21 protein-coding genes are annotated in these 18,436 nt (G+C 38.8%); 6 read left to right on the forward strand and 15 right to left on the reverse strand.

What is annotated here, in order from left to right; all coding sequences use genetic code 11:
- The first annotated feature begins 111 nt into the window (after positions 1 to 111).
- The gene (locus ACLTOH_RS04960; protein ID WP_118538099.1) at positions 112 to 1,014 is read left to right on the forward strand and encodes a helix-turn-helix domain-containing protein; all 903 of its coding nucleotides are present in this window, start codon (positions 112 to 114) and stop codon (positions 1,012 to 1,014) included.
- A gap of 53 nt (positions 1,015 to 1,067) precedes the next feature.
- Here the strand turns inward: ACLTOH_RS04960 and ACLTOH_RS04965 are convergent, their stop codons facing one another.
- From ACLTOH_RS04965 to ACLTOH_RS05000, 8 genes are all read right to left on the reverse strand, one after another.
- The gene (locus tag ACLTOH_RS04965; RefSeq protein WP_182427038.1) at positions 1,068 to 1,385 is read right to left on the reverse strand and encodes a hypothetical protein; all 318 of its coding nucleotides are present in this window, start codon (positions 1,383 to 1,385) and stop codon (positions 1,068 to 1,070) included.
- A gap of 7 nt (positions 1,386 to 1,392) precedes the next feature.
- Complete coding sequence (gene dctP / locus ACLTOH_RS04970; RefSeq protein WP_227734025.1) at positions 1,393 to 1,770, reverse strand: TRAP transporter substrate-binding protein DctP; 378 nt, start codon at positions 1,768 to 1,770, stop codon at positions 1,393 to 1,395.
- A 360-nt stretch (positions 1,771 to 2,130) separates the two neighbouring features.
- A complete protein-coding gene (locus ACLTOH_RS04975; RefSeq protein WP_118668241.1) occupies positions 2,131 to 3,426 on the reverse strand; it encodes an ATP-binding protein in 1,296 nt (431 codons plus the stop codon).
- A 301-nt stretch (positions 3,427 to 3,727) separates the two neighbouring features.
- On the reverse strand, positions 3,728 to 5,275 hold the full coding sequence (locus tag ACLTOH_RS04980; protein WP_118538102.1) for an InlB B-repeat-containing protein: 1,548 nt from the start codon (positions 5,273 to 5,275) through the stop codon (positions 3,728 to 3,730).
- Positions 5,276 to 5,559: 284 nt separating this feature from the next.
- Positions 5,560 to 7,224 (reverse strand): recombinase family protein, encoded by a 1,665-nt coding sequence (locus ACLTOH_RS04985; RefSeq protein WP_412223513.1) that lies wholly within the window; start codon positions 7,222 to 7,224, stop codon positions 5,560 to 5,562.
- 47 nt (positions 7,225 to 7,271) lie between these two features.
- Positions 7,272 to 7,448 carry a hypothetical protein gene (locus tag ACLTOH_RS04990; RefSeq protein WP_022036775.1) on the reverse strand — a complete coding sequence of 59 codons (177 nt, stop codon included), beginning with the start codon at positions 7,446 to 7,448 and terminating at the stop codon, positions 7,272 to 7,274.
- A gap of 433 nt (positions 7,449 to 7,881) precedes the next feature.
- Entirely contained in the window at positions 7,882 to 8,130 is a 249-nt protein-coding gene (locus tag ACLTOH_RS04995) for a helix-turn-helix domain-containing protein (protein WP_002593582.1), read from the reverse strand.
- On the reverse strand, positions 8,114 to 8,554 hold the full coding sequence (locus ACLTOH_RS05000) for a sigma-70 family RNA polymerase sigma factor (protein ID WP_412223514.1): 441 nt from the start codon (positions 8,552 to 8,554) through the stop codon (positions 8,114 to 8,116). Before ACLTOH_RS05000 ends, ACLTOH_RS04995 begins: the two co-directional genes overlap by 17 nt.
- A gap of 527 nt (positions 8,555 to 9,081) precedes the next feature.
- On the opposite strand from ACLTOH_RS05000, the gene ACLTOH_RS05005 reads away from it, so the two are divergent.
- A complete protein-coding gene (locus ACLTOH_RS05005; RefSeq protein ID WP_412223516.1) occupies positions 9,082 to 9,432 on the forward strand; it encodes a helix-turn-helix domain-containing protein in 351 nt (116 codons plus the stop codon).
- 94 nt (positions 9,433 to 9,526) lie between these two features.
- Here ACLTOH_RS05005 and ACLTOH_RS05010 read toward each other — a convergent pair whose 3' ends face one another.
- Positions 9,527 to 9,862, reverse strand: a complete 336-nt coding sequence (locus ACLTOH_RS05010; RefSeq protein ID WP_118413176.1) for a hypothetical protein — start codon at positions 9,860 to 9,862, stop codon at positions 9,527 to 9,529.
- 167 nt (positions 9,863 to 10,029) lie between these two features.
- Between ACLTOH_RS05010 and ACLTOH_RS05015 the strand changes: the two genes are divergently transcribed.
- Positions 10,030 to 10,287 carry a helix-turn-helix domain-containing protein gene (locus ACLTOH_RS05015; protein ID WP_118489394.1) on the forward strand — a complete coding sequence of 86 codons (258 nt, stop codon included), beginning with the start codon at positions 10,030 to 10,032 and terminating at the stop codon, positions 10,285 to 10,287.
- 21 nt (positions 10,288 to 10,308) lie between these two features.
- On the opposite strand, the gene ACLTOH_RS05020 is transcribed toward ACLTOH_RS05015, so the two are convergent.
- From ACLTOH_RS05020 to ACLTOH_RS05040, 5 genes are all read right to left on the reverse strand, one after another.
- Positions 10,309 to 10,683: a winged helix-turn-helix domain-containing protein gene (locus tag ACLTOH_RS05020; RefSeq protein ID WP_334294566.1), complete on the reverse strand. Its 375-nt coding sequence runs from the start codon at positions 10,681 to 10,683 to the stop codon at positions 10,309 to 10,311.
- A gap of 103 nt (positions 10,684 to 10,786) precedes the next feature.
- Positions 10,787 to 12,043: an ABC transporter permease gene (locus ACLTOH_RS05025; protein ID WP_015521673.1), complete on the reverse strand. Its 1,257-nt coding sequence runs from the start codon at positions 12,041 to 12,043 to the stop codon at positions 10,787 to 10,789.
- The gene (locus tag ACLTOH_RS05030; RefSeq protein WP_412223517.1) at positions 12,040 to 12,927 is read right to left on the reverse strand and encodes an ABC transporter ATP-binding protein; all 888 of its coding nucleotides are present in this window, start codon (positions 12,925 to 12,927) and stop codon (positions 12,040 to 12,042) included. The genes ACLTOH_RS05025 and ACLTOH_RS05030 overlap by 4 nt, the downstream gene beginning before the upstream one ends.
- Before the next feature lie 104 nt (positions 12,928 to 13,031).
- The gene (locus tag ACLTOH_RS05035) at positions 13,032 to 14,156 is read right to left on the reverse strand and encodes a sensor histidine kinase (protein WP_147403407.1); all 1,125 of its coding nucleotides are present in this window, start codon (positions 14,154 to 14,156) and stop codon (positions 13,032 to 13,034) included.
- A gap of 19 nt (positions 14,157 to 14,175) precedes the next feature.
- Positions 14,176 to 14,889, reverse strand: coding sequence for a response regulator transcription factor (locus ACLTOH_RS05040; RefSeq protein WP_412223518.1), 714 nt, complete (start codon positions 14,887 to 14,889; stop codon positions 14,176 to 14,178).
- Between the two features lie 468 nt (positions 14,890 to 15,357).
- Between ACLTOH_RS05040 and ACLTOH_RS05045 the strand changes: the two genes are divergently transcribed.
- From ACLTOH_RS05045 to ACLTOH_RS05055, 3 genes are all read left to right on the forward strand, one after another.
- Positions 15,358 to 15,699, forward strand: coding sequence for a plasmid mobilization protein (locus tag ACLTOH_RS05045; RefSeq protein WP_118413182.1), 342 nt, complete (start codon positions 15,358 to 15,360; stop codon positions 15,697 to 15,699).
- Positions 15,648 to 17,018, forward strand: coding sequence for a relaxase/mobilization nuclease domain-containing protein (locus ACLTOH_RS05050; protein WP_412223520.1), 1,371 nt, complete (start codon positions 15,648 to 15,650; stop codon positions 17,016 to 17,018). Before ACLTOH_RS05045 ends, ACLTOH_RS05050 begins: the two co-directional genes overlap by 52 nt.
- A 62-nt stretch (positions 17,019 to 17,080) precedes the next feature.
- The gene (locus ACLTOH_RS05055; RefSeq protein WP_117831463.1) at positions 17,081 to 18,070 is read left to right on the forward strand and encodes an Abi family protein; all 990 of its coding nucleotides are present in this window, start codon (positions 17,081 to 17,083) and stop codon (positions 18,068 to 18,070) included.
- 156 nt (positions 18,071 to 18,226) lie between these two features.
- On the opposite strand, the gene ACLTOH_RS05060 is transcribed toward ACLTOH_RS05055, so the two are convergent.
- Positions 18,227 to 18,433, reverse strand: coding sequence for a transposon-transfer assisting family protein (locus ACLTOH_RS05060; RefSeq protein ID WP_412223521.1), 207 nt, complete (start codon positions 18,431 to 18,433; stop codon positions 18,227 to 18,229).
- Positions 18,434 to 18,436 lie beyond the last annotated feature (3 nt).

An 18,436-nucleotide genomic window follows, 5' to 3' on the forward strand; every position in this document is an offset into this window, starting at 1 on the left:
TTTCATTCTCTGATGTATTTCTTTGATGTTCTTATTGTAACTTCTCTACGGTTGTAATAATATGTATATAAAATACTAATTTTATGCAAGATAACGACCTTTGGAGTGCCTATGAAAACCCAAATGACTATTCCCTATTTTACAATTGATGCACCCTATGAACTGGCTTATCGCAACAACGGAACCTCTTCTCCTGCCAGACCGCATACGCACAACGCTCTGGAAATATATCTTACAATGTCCGATCTCCCGGATGTCCTCTTAGACGACACTGTCTCCAGTGTTTCGAAAGGATCTCTGATCATCATTCCGCCTCACCATGTGCATCAGCTGTTCAATCAGAAGCTGACCATCTATGAGCGCTACGTCCTGAATATTAACAGCGACTGGCTGTATACTGTCCTTGGAGCCGGTTCCGGACTCATGCCTTATGCAGATCCGGCTTTCTCTCCTGCGATCCTCCGGCTTTCTCCCACCGGGCTTACCGGGCTCTGCAGTCAGTTGGATCACTATTTGCAGCTGCATCCTCAGCCCTCCCTTTCTGCCTATGCGGATTTTTTCTCTCTGCTAAGTATACTGGATAGCCGGATCCAGCACGGCCTACAGGCATCTTCTACCGGACAGCGTTCTATTTCCCAGTCCCAGAAAAACATCAATGAGGTCATGGCCTTTATCAACCGGCATCTGACAGAGCCACTGACCCTGGAAAGCATTGCTGCAGAATTCTACCTAAACAAGGACTATCTCGGGCGCCTGTTCAAGGAACATACCCATGCCACCATCGGGCATTATATCTCCGTGCAGCGGGCTAACCTCGCCCAGACGATGCTGGCAGAGGGCCGGACCGTCACCGAGGTACAGGAACTTCTCGGCTTCTCCAGCTATGCCTATTTCTTTAAATTTTTCAAAAAAATGACCGGGATCTCTCCCAGTCAATATCGTAAAGATAACACTATGCCTCTGTCGCATTCTCCGTCTCCACATTCCAAAAAAGGAACTGTAGCCTGTGTATAAACACACATTGCAGTTCCTTTTGCTTTTACCTGTCTACTTCACAAGCTATCTTATTATTTAGTCAGCAGCATCATAATGTCATTGCTTCTTGCCACGAACTTGGTCATGGCATCGGCAGACAGAGGTGCGTGCTGAAGCTTTGCCAGATCGTACAGCTGCTCGCAGATCATTTCTGCATTCTCACCATCCTGGTGCTCAGTAATGTACTGTACCAGAGGATGGCTGGCATTCAGGATCAGGGTCTCTCCCTCACCGCCGAAGGCACTCATGTCCATACCGGGCATGGAATACAGCTTGCTGATGCTCTCCGCCTGCTCTTCCATCTCTTTCTCGGCCTTCTTGGAAGTCTTGGACTTCAGGGCATCGGTCACATCCGCATCAATACGCTGGAACTTGATTCCCTCGTTCTTTTTCTTCCGCAGAAAGGGTGCTCACACAAGTTCCGTTGGCAATGGCGGTCTGTCTGGACTGTTCCTCTCTGTCTTTCCAGAGTACTCTTTCATATTCCGCAGACTCTCTGGCACATTCCCGCAGGATTTCTCCGTCCAATACCCTCCACATATGCTCCGAATCTCTGTACAGATACGGCAATTGCAGTACATTCATCTCCGGTGCCTGTTCTGCGATCTGCGACAGGGAAACTCTTGCAAAAGCGATCCCGCCGTATTTGATCTGTTCCAGTACTTCGCTTTCCGAACCCAGTTTTGCTTCACTCTCCACGATGATGTGGATCCGTCCTCCGGTACGCTCCTGCACCAGTTCTGCAAAACCTCAGCGTTACCCAACGCCGCATCTGGGTGCCATTGATTCGCTCCGACGTCTCTGTGACCGATGCCGCTCTCGTCCAAAGTTCCCGGCAGATGCATCTGCGCTGCCGTTCCATCCGTCAATATTACCTTCCACGTTCCCTCCAGTGAAATCCCCATCGCAATCCCTCTGTTCTTATATAATTTTTTATATTTTTCAGTCATCACGAAATATAGTTAGCTTCATTATAGACTTCACCTCAAATTCAATGCAACGGATTCTCCTTCATGTTCTATGCAAAAAAGAACCACATTACCGATATTTCTATCAGTAATGCGGTTCTTGAATTCTTATCAGTATGCCCACGGTTCAAATACAAAATGCCGCATAAAGCGGAACCACCTTTTTGTTGTCCTCAAACGCAAAGTTTTTCGCGGAAAGTTTGATCGCGTAAGCCGGCTTATAGGTATCCATATAGACCTTTAAGCTTTTGGCTCTGGTATTATCGGCGGATTTCACCTCAATCGGGATCAGCTGACCATCCCGCTGGATAACGAAATCTATTTCAGCCCCACGCTCGGATTCCCAGTAGTAAGTGTTATAACCATTGATGGCAAGCTGTACATTGACATAATTTTCTGTCATGCCACCTTTAAAATCATTCAGTTCCTCCACCATATAGAGAATATCGTTTGCAGCCAAATCCTTCTTGGCGCAAAGCAGCCCCAGATCCGAAACATAAATCTTAAACGCATCAATATCCCGATAATTTTCCAAAGGCTTCTTGATCTGCTCTACCCTATAGACCTGTGACACAATTCCCGACAGACAGAGCCATTCAATCGCATTTTCAAATTCAGAAGCACGTCCACCCTTTTTGATCAGCTTATATTGAAAGCGGGTATTTTTCTTGGAAAGCTGAACCGTAATATTATCATAGGCAAGTCTGGTTTTCTTAATTTCATTCAGATTATTGTATTTGCTCATATCATTCAGATAACTTGTCAGAATGGTATCCTGCGTATGGCGGATCAGGATATAATCCCCTGTCTGGACAAACTGCATCACACACTCCGGCATACCGCCTACCACAAGATACTGACGGTAAAGCTGCATGGCTGCATCATGGAGTGCGGATGGCATCGGCCGATTCGTTTCAAAACATTTTTTAATCTGCTCTACAAGTTCATCCTCTCCCACAGCAATCATAAATTCTTCCATATCCATCGGATACAGCGTTTTCATATCAACCTTACCAACGGGAAATGAAAATTTTGCTCTGTTGACGGCAACGCCCAACAGGCTGCCTGCCACAATAATATGATAATCCGGGGCATCCTCACAAAAATATTTCAATGACGTTAAAGCCCTTTCGCAAAGCTGTACCTCGTCAAATACAATCAATGTTTTTTCTTTTACAATCGTCTGACCTGCAATATGAGATAAAATCGGTATCAAATAATCAGGACTGATCTTTTCCTCAAAGGTTTCATTCAGTTTTGGATTCGTTTCAAAATTGAAATAGGCTACATTTTCATAATGAATTCGCCCGAACTCTAAAATAGAATAAGTCTTCCCCACCTGTCTTGCCCCCTGCAAAATAAGAGGTTTGCGGTGTTCATTTTCTTTCCATGCTTCCAGAAAACCCATGATTTTTCTATACATGATCCATCCTCCTTAAAGGTCCTGAATATAGTATAATTATTATTCATGTAAAATTCAATATGTTTTTGTGCTGTTTTTGCATTAAAATGCATGAATATTTTTATGAAATCATCATTTTCCGACATGTTTGCTATGGTTTTTACATTTTTTTACATTTTTTACATTTTTTACGTTTTTACATTTTTTTACATTTTTACATTTCTTTACAAGGAATCGCGTTTGCAGTAAAAGCACCCCCCGCCACAGGTTTTTATTCCTGTAGCGGGGGGTGCTGTAAAATATGGGATTCAACTATCGCAGATCAGTATTCCAATACATAGGTTGCTGTCTCAGTAATCGGGAAGCATACCTGTCCGCCTGCATTCGAAACTGTCTTGACAATGCGGGTTCTGCCGTTGGCATCTACCTTGTAAACCGTCACTTCTCCGTTTTTCACAGGTACTGTGGTATGGAATACAACGTTTGTACCCAATGCCTGTTTGTTGGTAAAGTCGATGGTTCTGGAATGCTCTGTAACAGTATCCTTATGTTCAAAGTTGGTTTCCTTGTAACCGGACAACTTGCTCTTTGCAAGGAAGGTTACTGCATCTGAGTTGCTGATGAATACATGCAGGCCACGCAGAGCTGAGGTGGACACTGCTTTCACTGTTGCTGCAGGAATTGTCTTGTCAAAGCCGCTGGCATCTACATGAAGCAGATCCTGGTTGGCACCGGATACATTCTGCTGCTTGTCTTTTGTCTGGGTAGAGATCACTTTTGTAATGGCATCCCATCCGGTGATCTGCTCTCCTGCGATATTTGTGGTGGTCAGTACCGGTTCAGGAGCTGATGAGCCGGAGTCAGAGGAATCACTGCTGGTGTCTCCGGCGGACGGTGCAGTTGTCGGGGTCACAGGAGCAGGTGCCGGAGTCGGGGTTACCGATGGATTTTCAGAATCATCCGATGTTGTGCCCGGAGTTCTCAAAACATAATAGGTATACTTACTCATCCAGTTTTGTTCCAGACTTTCCGGAACCGGGTTATAGCCTACACCTCCTTTTGCGGTGTTATAAGTAATATAACATACGGTATCAAAATTATAAATTCTTCCTATAATAACAGCATATGCATCATTTGGGTACGGATGTTGCACAAGATATTCATTCGCAAACTTTTTTGCTTCTGACAAGGTAAAGAAAGGCAGGTCAGCACTTTCCAGTTCTTTTATGGTCGTTGCTTTCACCCAGTCTTTACTTCCTTCAGGCCATTTTTTGCACCAGTGCGCATTAATTTCCGTTCTTCCATTATATACGCTTCTTAATGATATGTCCTCCTTATTACTTTGGGGGTCTTCACTCTGAGGATCTTCATACCACCCAGTAAATATATAGCCCTCTTTCGTAGGTATCGGAAGATCTGTAAATACTCCTGCTACCGTTGTTATAGTATCTGTCTTCCACTCACCGCCGTCAAGATTTAATTTAACTTCCTGTGAAGGGAAAAAGTAATGATTAGCTACAGAAATATCTATAGTATCAAGAGTCTTAGAACGAACTTCAATGTCCGCACCATAAAGGCATATATATTTTCCACCCTTTTTTCCTAATATGTAATACTCGTTTTTACTTGACTTAATATAACTATGAGCCCATTCAGCATTAAAAATAAAATTATCATATGTAGTCTGGCTCAAATTGTCCAAAACGGCTACCTTTGTGTCCAAGTCGTCTTTATTGTCCTCCGTCACCTGTATCCAGCCCGAGTTTTCACCCTCTGCTGCTTTCGTGCGCATCTCCGGCACCATACCTGCTATCAATGTAACAACAAGCGCCAGGCTAAGCACCTTTCCTAAAAATTTTGTTTTTCTCATTCTCTTTCCCCTTTCTTCTGTACTTCCGATTTCTATAAATCTGAGTTGTGTTTATTATAACAGCATTTCCAGAAAATAAGCGGCAGATTGCACCAATCGACCCAAAAACGACATCAATCGACCGGGACGGAAATATCGTGCTTTAATTCAGACGAAATAGTAACAAAAAAGAACCTCATTACTGATATTTCTATCAGTAATGAGGTTCTCATCTTATTCTCATATACCCCAATTTATTGCTTGCGCAATACCCTCTCAGATCTGCGTGTTTACCGCCAAATTACTTATCGGCGATAGCAGCCTGTGCTGCCATTGCCAGTTGTAGGACTCTCGATCAGGCTAACTGTTGGATCATTTTTTCGACCCTCGACCTGTAATTTCAAGTCATCATCGACTATATTCAATTTCCATACAAAACAGTCTGGATATACGATTATTTCCTTTACAAAAGCATCTATCACTTCTTCAGGTATGCTATGTGTTGAGAAATTAAAATTCTGTTCCAACCCATACTTTAATACCTGTAAGCGTTGATCATATTCTTCATCCGAAACTTCTTCGTCTATCTGATATGACTGTAGCATTTTCTGCCACTTTTCTTTTTCCTCAAACAAGCTCTTTTTCTTCTCGTCGAATTTTGCTTTGTCGATTTCCCCTGCCATTCTCATATCAACCAGATTATCGAATTTCTTATCTATAATCACAATCTTTCGCTGCGTTTCTTCTATCTCACTTTGAAAATCAATATCCCTATCATCTTTAAAGTGTTCTTCCAGCATTTCATTTGCGATTTCTATAATTCCATTTCTGTCTTGCCAAAACTTCTGAAAGATTATATCTGCCATTGCCCCCAATTTCCATCCCGGAACCATCGGTGTATCACAGATACCTTGTAAATCAAGTCCTTTCTTTTTTCGAGTGGCAATACTTCCAGTTCTCACCTGTGAATAGCATTGATAACAATACTGTGGAATGCCATTTACTCTGCGCCAAACCCGCCTATTCATAGATGCTCCACAATAGCATTTCAACTTTCTGCACCAAACATCATTGGCTTTATGCTTTCCCCTGCGTCCTCTATTATTAACAGAAAATGATTTAGAATCAAGCATTTTTCTTACTTTTTCAAATTCTTCTTTAGTGACAATAGGCTCATGTGAACCTTCTACTGCAATTTGCTCTACTTCTCCCCAATTCTTAACCTTCTTTTGCTCCAGATAATCCGGAACGTATTCTTTCCTATATAATATAATTCCACAATAAAATGGATTATTCAATATCCTACTTATATAAGATGAATACCAATGTGTCAATCCAGTTGAAGTCTTTCTCCCTGCCGCTTCGAGTGCGAATTGAATTTTTCGCATTCCCATACCATCTAAATACATATCATAAATCATGCGAACAGTTTTGGCTTGCTCTTCGTTAATGATAAAATCTTTTCCTATTTTATCATACCCCAAAATATTTCCATTTCCATATATAACACCATTTTGGAAGGAAATCTTCTGCCCCGCCTTTACTCGAACTGATGTTTTTTTACTCTCGTTCTGAGCAAGTGTTGCCATAATAGTCAATCGAAGCTCGCCATCCTCATCATTCATTGTCCAAATATTGTCTTCAGTAAAATATACTTCTACACCATATTTTTTCAACGTTCTTGTCTGTTGTAACGTATCAACAGTATTTCTGGCAAAACGAGAAACCTCTCTAGTAACAATGAGATCAAATGCTCCATTTTTAGCATCTTCCATCATTTCGAGGAAACTCTGTCTTTTATTAACGGATGTTCCAGTAATACCTTCATCAATGTATCTCTTGTATAACTTCCATTCAGGATGATATTGGAATAAATTATCGTAATACTGCACTTGGTTTTCCAAAGCTGATATTTGTGCTTCATGCTCAGTAGACACTCGTGCATATATTGCAACTAATCTCTCCTTCATCGTATTCTCCTCTTTTATTTTTCCTACTTTGTTTCTACGTTTTTATATTAACATAGATAGTCCCTATTTTCAAGTGAAACTTTCTTCTCTGTGTCACTTCTGATATTTCTAAAAACAAACTCAGATATTTTTCCCTGATTATATAGGCTTTTAACAAGTGCTAACGCAATAATTCGCTCCATATCATTCTTTTGCTTTATATTTCTTTTTTCTTTGTTCACCATAAACTCCTTTCACTTATTATGCACCTTATCTGCCAATGACAACCCACACACCATTGCAGGCTCTCATCGGCAGATAAAAATGCAATACAGGTGGCAGGTCATTACTCTGCCCACATCGGTCTTGCACCGTCATTCAAATTGACCGGACTGCAAATTTCTTTACAATCCGGAAGTATCATTATTACAGATATGCTTCATCGCCCTGTGTTACTGCCACACATTTTGTCAGATTTTTCTCGCTCCATACCTTTGCTTCAATGTAATGTTTCAACACTTCTTCACGTTCACTCTAAAAAGAGCAGGCACATCTTTGCGAACCTACCTAGTGGCTCGACATATCCTCACGTCCTGTATGCAAAAATATTCAGTTGTCAAGGTACAACGCTGCATCATTTCCAATCAATGAATAGGAAAGGGATTTTCTGATCGGATGCTATGCAACTTCAAAAGCCAATATTTTTGTAATCAGCTTGGTTTCCAATCTGCGACGTAGCGTTTCATCAATGCAGTAATGCACCTGTCCACTTTCGTCATATAACTTTCTGGTAGACAATTTGATTATGTATCCCTCATAGTGTTTTAACACTGCATTGATGGCACTTACATCGCCCTCTGATGCTGCCTTTATAATATGGAAAGGCAACAAATTTTCCTCATTTCTGCTTTTATACATCTTTTTCATCTGCTATTCCTTCCATGATCTTCTTCAAAATTTCAAGTGAGCGTGTCCTGTGTTCATGAATGGTACTGCGAACCAGATTCATTTCTCTTGCAATATCCGCATCGCTCATTTCCATAAAATACGAAAGTAAAATGACATTCCTTTTTCTTTCTGAAAGTTCCTTCAACGCTTCAGCAATCAGGGTATTTTTCACTTCAATGTCATAGCCATGCACTTCAAAATGATGATATTCTGTTCCATACTCATCCATAGTAAATAACTTGCTCAGCTCCTTTTCCGACAGTTCAGAGAATGTAACTTCGTGTTTCCTGCGATAGTCCATGTGTTTGTAATAATTTACAGCTTCGCCTTTTAATGCCATCTGGCATAACCGGTCAAACTGGTGCCGGATAGTCATTTCATCCTTAGAAGAAGGTTGCCCCATACGAGTTCACCTCCTCCCGTTCCGAATGCCAAGGCTTTTGCCTTTTTTCCCTTCCGGAGTATCTCCCAAATGAAACTGGGGAGATGTTCGGGTGGATTGAAAAATTTTTAGAAAAATTTTTCTGTATATAAAAAACGCCCTTATGAGCACACACCCACAGGACGCAGTTCATATCTGATATTAAATTTTCTCCACACTCTACGAGTGCGTATAATGCACTTTCAACTGTAGCATCTGCCGCATTACTTAAAATGCGACCTATTTACCTGCCCTTTCACGCACTAAACGGTATAGTATTTTCCAAATACAAAAATATCCTTTCAACGGTTCAGAATACATAACTCTCCCAAACACATTCAAAGGATAAAAAAGCATGTGAAAAAACCTTTGAACATTGCGTTTTTTTATATGCAATATCCAAAGTTTCTTATTTCATTAAAGTGTACTATACCCCTCTATTTTAGTGCTTTATTAGTTCATTTCTTTTTCAAATCGTGAACTATACACTATATACGGAGGTGCATGATATGGCTAAATCTAAGAAAATTGATAAAGACATGGGTTTTCGCCTGAAGAAAGCCAGATTAGACCAAAAGCTGACTTATGATGAGTTATCCGAAAAATCCGGTGTCTCATCAAGATATATCAAAGAGATTGAAAATCATGGCAATGTTCCAAGTCTTAAAAAACTCGGACAACTCATTCGTGCTTTACATATCTCTGCTGATCCGTTTTTTTATCCGGCAGCTCCAACCGATAATCTGGATTACCAAAGGCTACTGGTTTATCTTTCAGAATGTACGGACGATCAGATCACCACTATTCTTGCACTTGTGGAAGCCTATCTTCGTACATATAAAACCCATGAGACAGAATAGCAGAAAGATTTCGATTTTTTCTGGATTATTTCTGAATTATTCTGAAGAAAAACAGGGTGGTCAGCTTCCCGGTAAGCCATCCACCCTGTTTGAACTATTTTTTGATATGCATAAGCACTTCTTTCACTTTGTTTCTTTCCTTTAAAATCCCCAGTCCGTCAAATATCTGCATTACATCTACCATCCCCTGATAGTAGGCTCTTTGTTCTTCTTGAAAATGAGCGTGATCCACTATATCCATATAATTTTCAAAAAATTCTCTGTGTTCTGCGGAAAGCTCAGCCAACACCGTTTCATATTCCCGATTCGCCTTTTTCAATGCTTTATCTGCCTTTTCCGATTCTTTCGTCTGAACAGAATATTCACACTCTCCTGCTTCACTCCGAAGCTCCTCAAATACCTCTGCTATTGTTTCAAATACTTCATTCATTTTGTATCCACCTTTCCATATAAGTATTGCATTTTGCAGGCAGTATTATCAATCCTTAAATTTCTTACAACAATATTTTTCCGCACTTCATCTTTAGAAGTATATTATCAAGATTATTCCGTAAAATCAATCATGTGGCACTTCATCTTTAGAAAGTTGGTGATGATATGAAAATTTACTGGAATAAAGAAAGCAATTCCAAAAATCTGATAGGTCAGAGAGTAAAGGAATTGCGAACTGAAAGGCAGCTATCGCAAAAAGCACTGGCAGAACAGCTCCAACTTGCCGGATATGAATTTAGCGATTTGACTGTATTACGAATAGAACAAGGAACACGCTTTGTACCAGATTATGAAGTGGTTGCCCTTGCTGAATTTTTCCATGTATCTTGTGAATATCTTTTAGGTGTCAGAAGCGAAAAATAAGCAGTGATCTGTATTTCTTCTTTACAGACCGCTGCTTAAATTTTTGTTGAAACGATAGCCTACACCCCATACCGTCTGTATGTAGATTGGCTTGCTTGGGTTATCTTCTATCTTTTCTCGTATGTTGCGTATATGGCTCATGACAATATTATGATCGCCAAAATAAGGTTCTTTCCAAACACGATTATATATCTGCTCTTTACTGAATACCCTGCCGATATTCTGTGCCAGCAATAATAAGATTTCAAACTCTGTGTAAGTCAGCTCAATTTCATTATCTTCCCGAACCACCACCCGCTTATGTTCATCAATGTGAAGTCCATCAAATATCAGTTTTTCTTCATCGGCAATCCGATGTCGTAAGACTTCTGTTTCCTCATTCAGCCATGATAAAATATGATTGATAATATGTTCTTCATTATCTTCAAAGGATAAAATCAGTAACTTCCCAAAAGCACCACCTCCTCCATAAATTGAATTTCCTTTTTATATAATTCTCCTATGCCACCTGATGTTTTCTCCAAGTCTTTCGTACAAAAGGAATACACATCAGCGTGATTACAGCATATACAAACATTCTTACTGTTACTACATCAAAAGTAACTCCGCCCAATGGATAGCCAAAATACCCGTAAAAATCATCAGAGAAAACCGGCTGTGCTGCTCGATAAGGCAATAACACAAGAATACGATTCCAAATACCATTTGTTTCGCTGATACCCAAGAACATTGGTAATATCATTGCAAGTATAATAATTGACAAAACAGGAACAGAAGATTTCATTTTAGCTGATAAAAGAAGCGTAATAGCAACCATACCAATCATAACAAGATATAATGTAGCAATCGCAAGCAATGTTGCTCCCAATAATGACAAATTATATGGTGCGATTGTATTCAGTACTTGAACAGGTAAATTCCAACCATCAATACCAAAAGAAAGAAGCAGAATACCACAGCCAGCCAAAATTAATAGAGTAAATGCCAAAAAACTATATACAAATGCAGCTAAAATTTTAGCAGTAACTAATTTTGATTTTCCATATCGTGACGACAGTATAATGCTGTCTGCACCAGACTGATATTCACCGGAAAAAGTTCCTGCCACACAAATACAGATACCAATAATGCCTATTACAAACAATTCCAAACAGCTAAGTAATGTTTCCCACCCGGTATGATAACTGTATTCATAGGGGGTTGAAACAGATGAAACACGATTTAACCAAAATGTTTTTTCACTGTCCGAAAAATTCCAATCGTCATATTCTTGATTTAGTAGTGTTTCAACTTTTTCATCACGAGTTGCATAGAAATCAAAGTTATTTTCCAAATCCATATTCGTAATTGCGGAAAAAGAAGAATCGTAGGCATATGGAGCAGCATAATTTCCATTTATCAATTTCCAATAATCTGAATATGGGAAGAAGTATTTGAAATATGCACTATCATTCAATGATTTTTGCGTAGCGTCTTTGGAAACATTCTCCGGATCATCAAAGAGAGCCTGATATTTCGCAATGTCTGCTTTGATTTTTTCGTTCGTCAATTTACCCGCATTGCTATTTGAAAATTCTTTATCCATAGCGATTGCTTCCATACCGCTTGTTTGTTTTCCGTCTGTATCAAGCACAATAAACTGGCTTACAGGAAGATAAAACAATATCCCAGCCAATATTAAGCAAACTGTAATTACAATGATATTCATTCGCTTTTTGGTAAGTTTTTTTAATTCAAGAGCAAATAATGTTTTCATTCCTCGTCCCTCCTAATTTCCTCATCTTGAAAATGATATAAATACAAATCGTCAAGCGTTGGTGGAACATTGACTGCTCCACACATTGGCTGCGTATCACTAACAACACGCAGCAAGACTTCATTTCCCTGTTCATGGTGCAAGTTTACCACCCGGAAGCGTTCACTTACTTCGTTAATCTGTGATTGTAAAAGTTTACACTTCCAGACTTTTCCATCCATACTATGAATTGCTTTTTCGGTTGAACAGTTCAGGATTAAACTGCCTTTTTTCATCATCAAAATGTCGTCAGCAATGTAATCAATATCTGAAACAATATGTGTTGATAAAATAACGATTTTGTCTTTTGCAAGTTCTGCAATAAGATTACGAAACCGCATTCGCTCTTTGGGATCAAGTCCTGCTGTTGGTTCGTCTAAGACAAGAATATGCGGATCATTGATAACTGCCTGTGCAATACCAAGTCGCTGCTTCATTCCACCAGAAAAAGTGCGGATTTTCTTTTCTGCCACATCAGATAAATTAACAATTTTTAAAAGTTCTGTTATCTGTTTTTTTGCGGTTACAGTATCAATTCCTTTAATTGCGGCAATAAAATTCAGATACTCTTTTGCAGTAAAATCCGGATAATAGCCAAAATCCTGTGGTAAGTAACCAAGATAACTGCGATAATGTTCGCCTAACTGTTCAATTTCTTTTCCATTGTATAGGATTCTTCCTGATGTAGGTTTGAGAACATCACAGACCATACGCATCAAAGTTGTTTTTCCTGCACCATTTGCACCCAGTAATCCATAAACCCCTGGCTGCAATGTAACAGAAATATTGTTTACGGCGATTTTGGAGCCAAATCGTTTCGATAAACATTCAATAGATAGTTCCATACAAATTCTCCTTTCATGTAAAAAGCCTGACAGCTTTTGGTATTATTGTACCGAAAAGCATCAGGCTTTGTATTAAGTCGATTATGATAATTTCCTAAGAAACACTAAAGGTTTTCATTAGAATTTCCTTTTTGTTTTGTGGTTATATCCGGTAAGCTAATGATGAACACTGTTTTGCGATTCTCGCTTTCTACCGTAATATTTCCTCCATGTAAAGCAACAATATTCTTTGCGATTGCTAAACCAAGACCTGCACCTCCTGTATTTCCTTGTCTTGCTTCATCAGCTCGATAAAATTTTTCAAAAATATGTTCCTGCTGTTCCGGTAAAATCGTATCTCCCGTATTGATTACAGAAATGACTACCTTGTCTGTTTGGTATACTGCGGAAATAACAATAACTGAATTAGTATCACTATAAGCGATTGCATTTTTAATAATATTTTGAAACGCTCTTGCAAGATAATTCGCATCGCCGAATATATACACATCTTTTGGCATATTGATTTCAATTTCAAGCTGAGCTGCTTGTAACGATGGAGTAAATTCATCTACAAGCTGTATCAACATATAGTGAAGATCTATTTTTACTTTTGAAAGAGCAAAATCAGATTGTCTAAACCTCGTAATTTCAAAAAATTCATTGATAAGTTTTTCAAGTTTTGTTGCTTTTTCTAATCCTACATGAATACACTTTTCTCGCTGTTCCTGCTCCATATCTTTGTTTTCATCTAAGATACTTAAATAACCAATAACGGAAGTAAGCGGTGTTTTTATATCATGTGCCAAATATAAAATCAACTCATCCTTTTTCTGTTCTGCAAGCTCCGCCTCTTTTCTCTGTTCTGCTAATGTCCGCTGAACCGTTTGCAGATTTTCTTCTACGAAACGCATTTCTTTCGGCATTTTTATCGGTTCAGGCTGTTGGCTCAAAAGAGCGTTGATCCCTTTGTTGATAGAGTCAAAATATTTTCCAAACCATGTAAGTGAAAAATGAAACAATATCAAAAATACGACTGCCATAGCAGCAAACATAAATTCAGTCCAATGTTCTCTAAAAATCATTTCGTAGATTTTATATGCCTGCTCATAATCAATTCCCGGCAATAATGAAAGCAAACCTATTCCCCATACTCCAATTTTTCCTTGCAGAAAATTATATAAAAGCAATACTGCTATGCCTGACATGACAAGCATAATCACAAGTTGCATAAACACTTTTCGCTTCATTCTCGAATAATCATTTCTCTCAGTTTTCAATCTTATATCCCACTCCCCATACCGTTTTTATATATCGAGGTTCATCTATCGCATCCCCCATTTTTTCACGCAAATGCCGCACATGAACAGTAATGGTATTACTATTCTTTTCATAATATTCATCTGCCCATACAGCCTTAAATAGTTCTTCGGATGTCACAACCATTCCTTTTTTTTCGCAAAGCGCCTGTACAATTTTAAACTCCGTAGGTGTTAAGGATAACGGAACATCATTAACAGAACATGTATGAGCATTTATATTCACTATCAAACCATTACTCGTTGTAATAATTGATTCTGTCTCTTTTGCAGCCTCCGTCTCAACATCATTACTATATTTTTTATAACGCCATAACTGTGCTTTTACTCTTGCCATTAAAGCTAAGGGTTTAAATGGTTTCGTAACATAATCATCTGCTCCCATTGTCAAACCTGTAATTGTATCAAGTTCTCCGTCTTTAGCTGTAAGCATAATCACAGGATAAGTATATTTTTCTCGAATTTTCCTGCATATCTGAAACCCATCTATTCCTGGTAACATAACATCAAGAATGGCAAGGTCAAATTCTATATCCGCAATATAATCTAATGCCCCCTGTGCAGTATAAGATTTATAGACAGTATAATTTTCATTTTGCAAATACATTTCTATTAAGTCTGCAATTTCACTTTCATCATCAACGACAAGAATTTTATAATTCATACTTTGCTTTTCCTTTCAAAAATAATTCCATAATTATTATATCAGAATAATTTGACTTTTTTATAACTAACCACCTAAGAAATTATTAAAGAATTCCTAAGATACCATTCTTAAGTACACTTTTCCTTTTCTTTTTAGCTATTCCCTTTGGATATACATACATAGCACACCCTTTGGGAGTGCCTAAAAGGATACATAGCAAGCACTGCCTGTGTCATGACACAGGCGAAATCCCTCACACTTTCCTATCGTCTGTGTGGTTGAATTTCCATAGGGAAGTATCCCTAACCCTCTCTTGATTTTTCTTCGGTTTTCCGGTGGAATACCTTGACCTTTCCTACTGTCTTTGCTACAATTTGCTATGGGTAATTACACCCAAAATTGAATAAAACACGAAACAGACTGTTGTAAAAATCGAACATTTTACAGCAGTTTTTTTGTACCCAAATTTAGAAAGGACGTGGCACAATGGCAAACCGAAACCGCACTAATCCGGTGCAATTTTATCTCAGTGATGATGAGCAATACATTCTCAATACCAAGTTCAAAGCATCCGGCATGAAAAGCATGTCAGCCTTTTTACGCAAACTGATTTTATATGGATATGTGTATGATGTCGATTACAGTTATCTGCGAAATTATAATACAGAGCTTGGACGAATCAGCTCCAGTCTGAATCAGATTGCAAAGCGGGTAAACAGTACTGGAAACATCTATCAGGACGATATGAATGAAGTAAAGGAGTTGATGAATAAAGTATGGCATACACAAAAATCCATGCTATCAAAGCAACCGTTGATAAAGCAATAGATTACATCTGCAACCCCGACAAAACTGATGAGCAAATCTATGTTTCATCTTATGCGTGTGCGCCAGAAACAGCAGCGATTGACTTTAAGTACACCCTTGACCATTGCGGTGAGAACAGTCCTAACAAAGCCTATCATCTGATACAGGCTTTTGCTCCGGGAGAAGTCAGTTATGAGGAAGCTCACCGCATTGGAAAAGAACTTGCTGACAAGGTTTTAGAAGGAAAATATTCGTATGTCCTCACCACACACATTGATAAAGGACATATTCATAATCACATCATATTTTGTGCTGCTGATAACATCGAGCATAACAAATATCACGACTGCAAACAGTCGTATTACCACATCCGGAAACTAAGTGATGAACTATGCAAAGAGCATAACCTTTCCATCATCATTCCGGGTGGTGAACGTGGTAAAAAATATAAAGAATGGCAGTCTGAGCAGAATGGCTCTACTTGGAAAACCCAGCTTAGAAGAGACATCAATTTTTGCATCAAGTCAGCTTCCACATACGAAGATTTCTTACTTTTAATGAGAGCCAAAGGATATGAAATTAAAGGGGAATCTTTTGAAGAAAGTGCTGCCAAATACATCTCTTTCCGTCCTCTGGATAAAGAACGTTTTGTCCGTGGCAGTGCGAAATCGCTTGGTAAGGAATACACAAAGGAACGTATCCGGGAACGCATCGAAATGAAGCATGAGCGAAAATCTGTCATTCCGAAAAAAGACTACTCTGCCCGCAGGCTCATTGATACCTCGGATGAAAAATTTCAAAACAGTCCCGGACTCCAGCAATGGGCAACTATCGAGAATTTGAAGATTGCTGCACAAAGCTATAATGAAGTTGGTTCTCTCTCCGATCTGAAGCATCAGATTACTGTGAAAACCGAAGCGGGAAAATCTGCCAAACAGAGCGTTGTGAAACTGGAACACCGCATGAAAGACCTTGCAGAAATCATCAAATATGCCGAGCAGTACAAAACCAACCGCTCCTATCACATCGCCTACAAAAAGTCAAAGAACCCAGACGCATATTTCCGCCGATACGAAAGCCAGCTCATTCTATATGGCGGTGCACGACGTGTACTTGAGCAGACTGGGATAAACTTAAAAGGATTGAATGTTGATAAGCTAAAAGCAGAATATCAGGAACTGATGAAACAGAAAAATGAACTGACTTCCACCTATAAAGATTGTGAAAAAGAGGTTCAATCATTAAACCGAAAACTGGAAAATTTGAGCCAATACCTCGGTCAGACACAGCCCGATTTTACCTCAGAACAGTCTAGGAAAAAGAATAATCCCATCTTGTAGCTTGTTAATGTTAAACCCATGTATTATACTTAATTTATTATTACAAATGTTTAGGAGAGACTATGGCAAATACAGATTATAAATCACCCGATGCTTTAATGCGGCATCTTAGGGATAATGGAATTTCCATCTCAGGGAGTTCACAAAAGCAACAACTAATCAATACCGGATATTTTCACGGATATAAAGGATACCGTTTTTTTGTATCTTCCTCTAACAGACTTCCATTCACTTCATATAATGAGATTAACGCAACCATACAATATGATACAAAATTAAAATCTCTTTTATATGGAAAAATGATGTTTATAGAAACTGCGCTTAAAAATATTGCTTTGAACACCATTATGTCAGAAATTGATTCCAGCAGTATCTATGATATGTACGATAAGGCAATCAGCAGCTACAAGAATGCTCCTGCCGGAACTCGTGAGGATATAAAGAAGAAATACCAGAACAACAAACTAAATCTTCAAGGCTCCATACAAAATGCCATTGCTGCTGCATACCGAAAAGAGAATCCGAAAATCACTCATTTTTATAATAATGTCAATTACAATGAAGTTCCTTTATGGGCAATATTTGAAATTCTCACTATGGGCGATTTTGGATATTTGCTTTCATGCCTGACCATTGATATGCGTGAAAAAGTATCCCGTGCAATCGGCATCAATCTATCAAGTGATACTTACCGGGAATTACTTTATAAATATGTATATGCCTTAAAAGATTTAAGAAATGCCATTGCTCACAACGATGTGGTATATGATACCCGTTTCAAAAAAATGGACCCTTCAAGACCAATGAAACAATGCCTGATTTTAGAAATGGGGATGCCGTACATAAATTTCAAAACAATCGGCGATTACATCATCCTTATCTGTTACTACTTAAAATTACTGAAAGTCTCTAAAACAGAGATCAAATCATTCATCCGTGAATTTGAAAAGATTACAAGAGAATACGAATCTTCTGTAAACCCGAATGTTTCAGCTATTTCGATTCATCCTGATTTGTTCTCTCGCTTAAACATCTTAAAAAATTCCATATAATGCTTGCATATTTTACCTGCCTATAGTATATTATAGATAGCAATTGGGGTATGTGTTTGCGGACACATACTTGGAGGAGTCGGAGTGATCCGGCTCCTCTTTAATTTTTAACAAAAAAACGGTAGTCAAAAGGGGCACCTAATGACTACCATATTTTTATTCTGCCGTTTCCAACACTAATCTGGCATATTCTTCATCACCTATGCTTTCCAGTTTTCCTGCCACACGCACCGACAATTCCACAAGCTCATCATCGTCGATATGCTTCATAGCCTTATGAATATCCTCTATAACTTTTGTTCTGCTGTCACTCTGGAAAATACATATCAAATTTGTTTCTTCAACTGTAAATGGATTATTCATATT

It is taken from the genome of Waltera sp. (assembly GCF_046969025.1).
Classification (GTDB): Bacteria; Bacillota; Clostridia; order Lachnospirales; family Lachnospiraceae; genus Acetatifactor; species Acetatifactor acetigignens.

What these genes read in the sequence shown, in the direction of transcription:
- ACLTOH_RS04960 (WP_118538099.1), top strand. Translation starts at nt 112, where the DNA reads ATGAAAACCCAAATGACTATTCCCTATTTTACAATTGATGCACCCTAT.
- ACLTOH_RS05030 (WP_412223517.1), bottom strand. Translation starts at nt 12,927, where the DNA reads ATGGAACTATCTATTGAATGTTTATCGAAACGATTTGGCTCCAAAATC.
- ACLTOH_RS04990 (WP_022036775.1), bottom strand. Translation starts at nt 7,448, where the DNA reads ATGGTGAACAAAGAAAAAAGAAATATAAAGCAAAAGAATGATATGGAG.
- ACLTOH_RS05045 (WP_118413182.1), top strand. Translation starts at nt 15,358, where the DNA reads ATGGCAAACCGAAACCGCACTAATCCGGTGCAATTTTATCTCAGTGAT.
- ACLTOH_RS05025 (WP_015521673.1), bottom strand. Translation starts at nt 12,043, where the DNA reads ATGAAAACATTATTTGCTCTTGAATTAAAAAAACTTACCAAAAAGCGA.
- ACLTOH_RS05005 (WP_412223516.1), top strand. Translation starts at nt 9,082, where the DNA reads ATGGCTAAATCTAAGAAAATTGATAAAGACATGGGTTTTCGCCTGAAG.
- ACLTOH_RS05000 (WP_412223514.1), bottom strand. Translation starts at nt 8,554, where the DNA reads ATGGGGCAACCTTCTTCTAAGGATGAAATGACTATCCGGCACCAGTTT.
- ACLTOH_RS05010 (WP_118413176.1), bottom strand. Translation starts at nt 9,862, where the DNA reads ATGAATGAAGTATTTGAAACAATAGCAGAGGTATTTGAGGAGCTTCGG.
- ACLTOH_RS04995 (WP_002593582.1), bottom strand. Translation starts at nt 8,130, where the DNA reads ATGAAAAAGATGTATAAAAGCAGAAATGAGGAAAATTTGTTGCCTTTC.
- ACLTOH_RS05035 (WP_147403407.1), bottom strand. Translation starts at nt 14,156, where the DNA reads ATGAAGCGAAAAGTGTTTATGCAACTTGTGATTATGCTTGTCATGTCA.
- ACLTOH_RS05055 (WP_117831463.1), top strand. Translation starts at nt 17,081, where the DNA reads ATGGCAAATACAGATTATAAATCACCCGATGCTTTAATGCGGCATCTT.
- ACLTOH_RS05060 (WP_412223521.1), bottom strand. Translation starts at nt 18,433, where the DNA reads ATGAATAATCCATTTACAGTTGAAGAAACAAATTTGATATGTATTTTC.
- ACLTOH_RS04980 (WP_118538102.1), bottom strand. Translation starts at nt 5,275, where the DNA reads ATGAGAAAAACAAAATTTTTAGGAAAGGTGCTTAGCCTGGCGCTTGTT.
- ACLTOH_RS05015 (WP_118489394.1), top strand. Translation starts at nt 10,030, where the DNA reads ATGAAAATTTACTGGAATAAAGAAAGCAATTCCAAAAATCTGATAGGT.
- ACLTOH_RS05050 (WP_412223520.1), top strand. Translation starts at nt 15,648, where the DNA reads ATGGCATACACAAAAATCCATGCTATCAAAGCAACCGTTGATAAAGCA.
- ACLTOH_RS04985 (WP_412223513.1), bottom strand. Translation starts at nt 7,224, where the DNA reads ATGAAGGAGAGATTAGTTGCAATATATGCACGAGTGTCTACTGAGCAT.
- ACLTOH_RS04975 (WP_118668241.1), bottom strand. Translation starts at nt 3,426, where the DNA reads ATGTATAGAAAAATCATGGGTTTTCTGGAAGCATGGAAAGAAAATGAA.
- ACLTOH_RS05040 (WP_412223518.1), bottom strand. Translation starts at nt 14,889, where the DNA reads ATGAATTATAAAATTCTTGTCGTTGATGATGAAAGTGAAATTGCAGAC.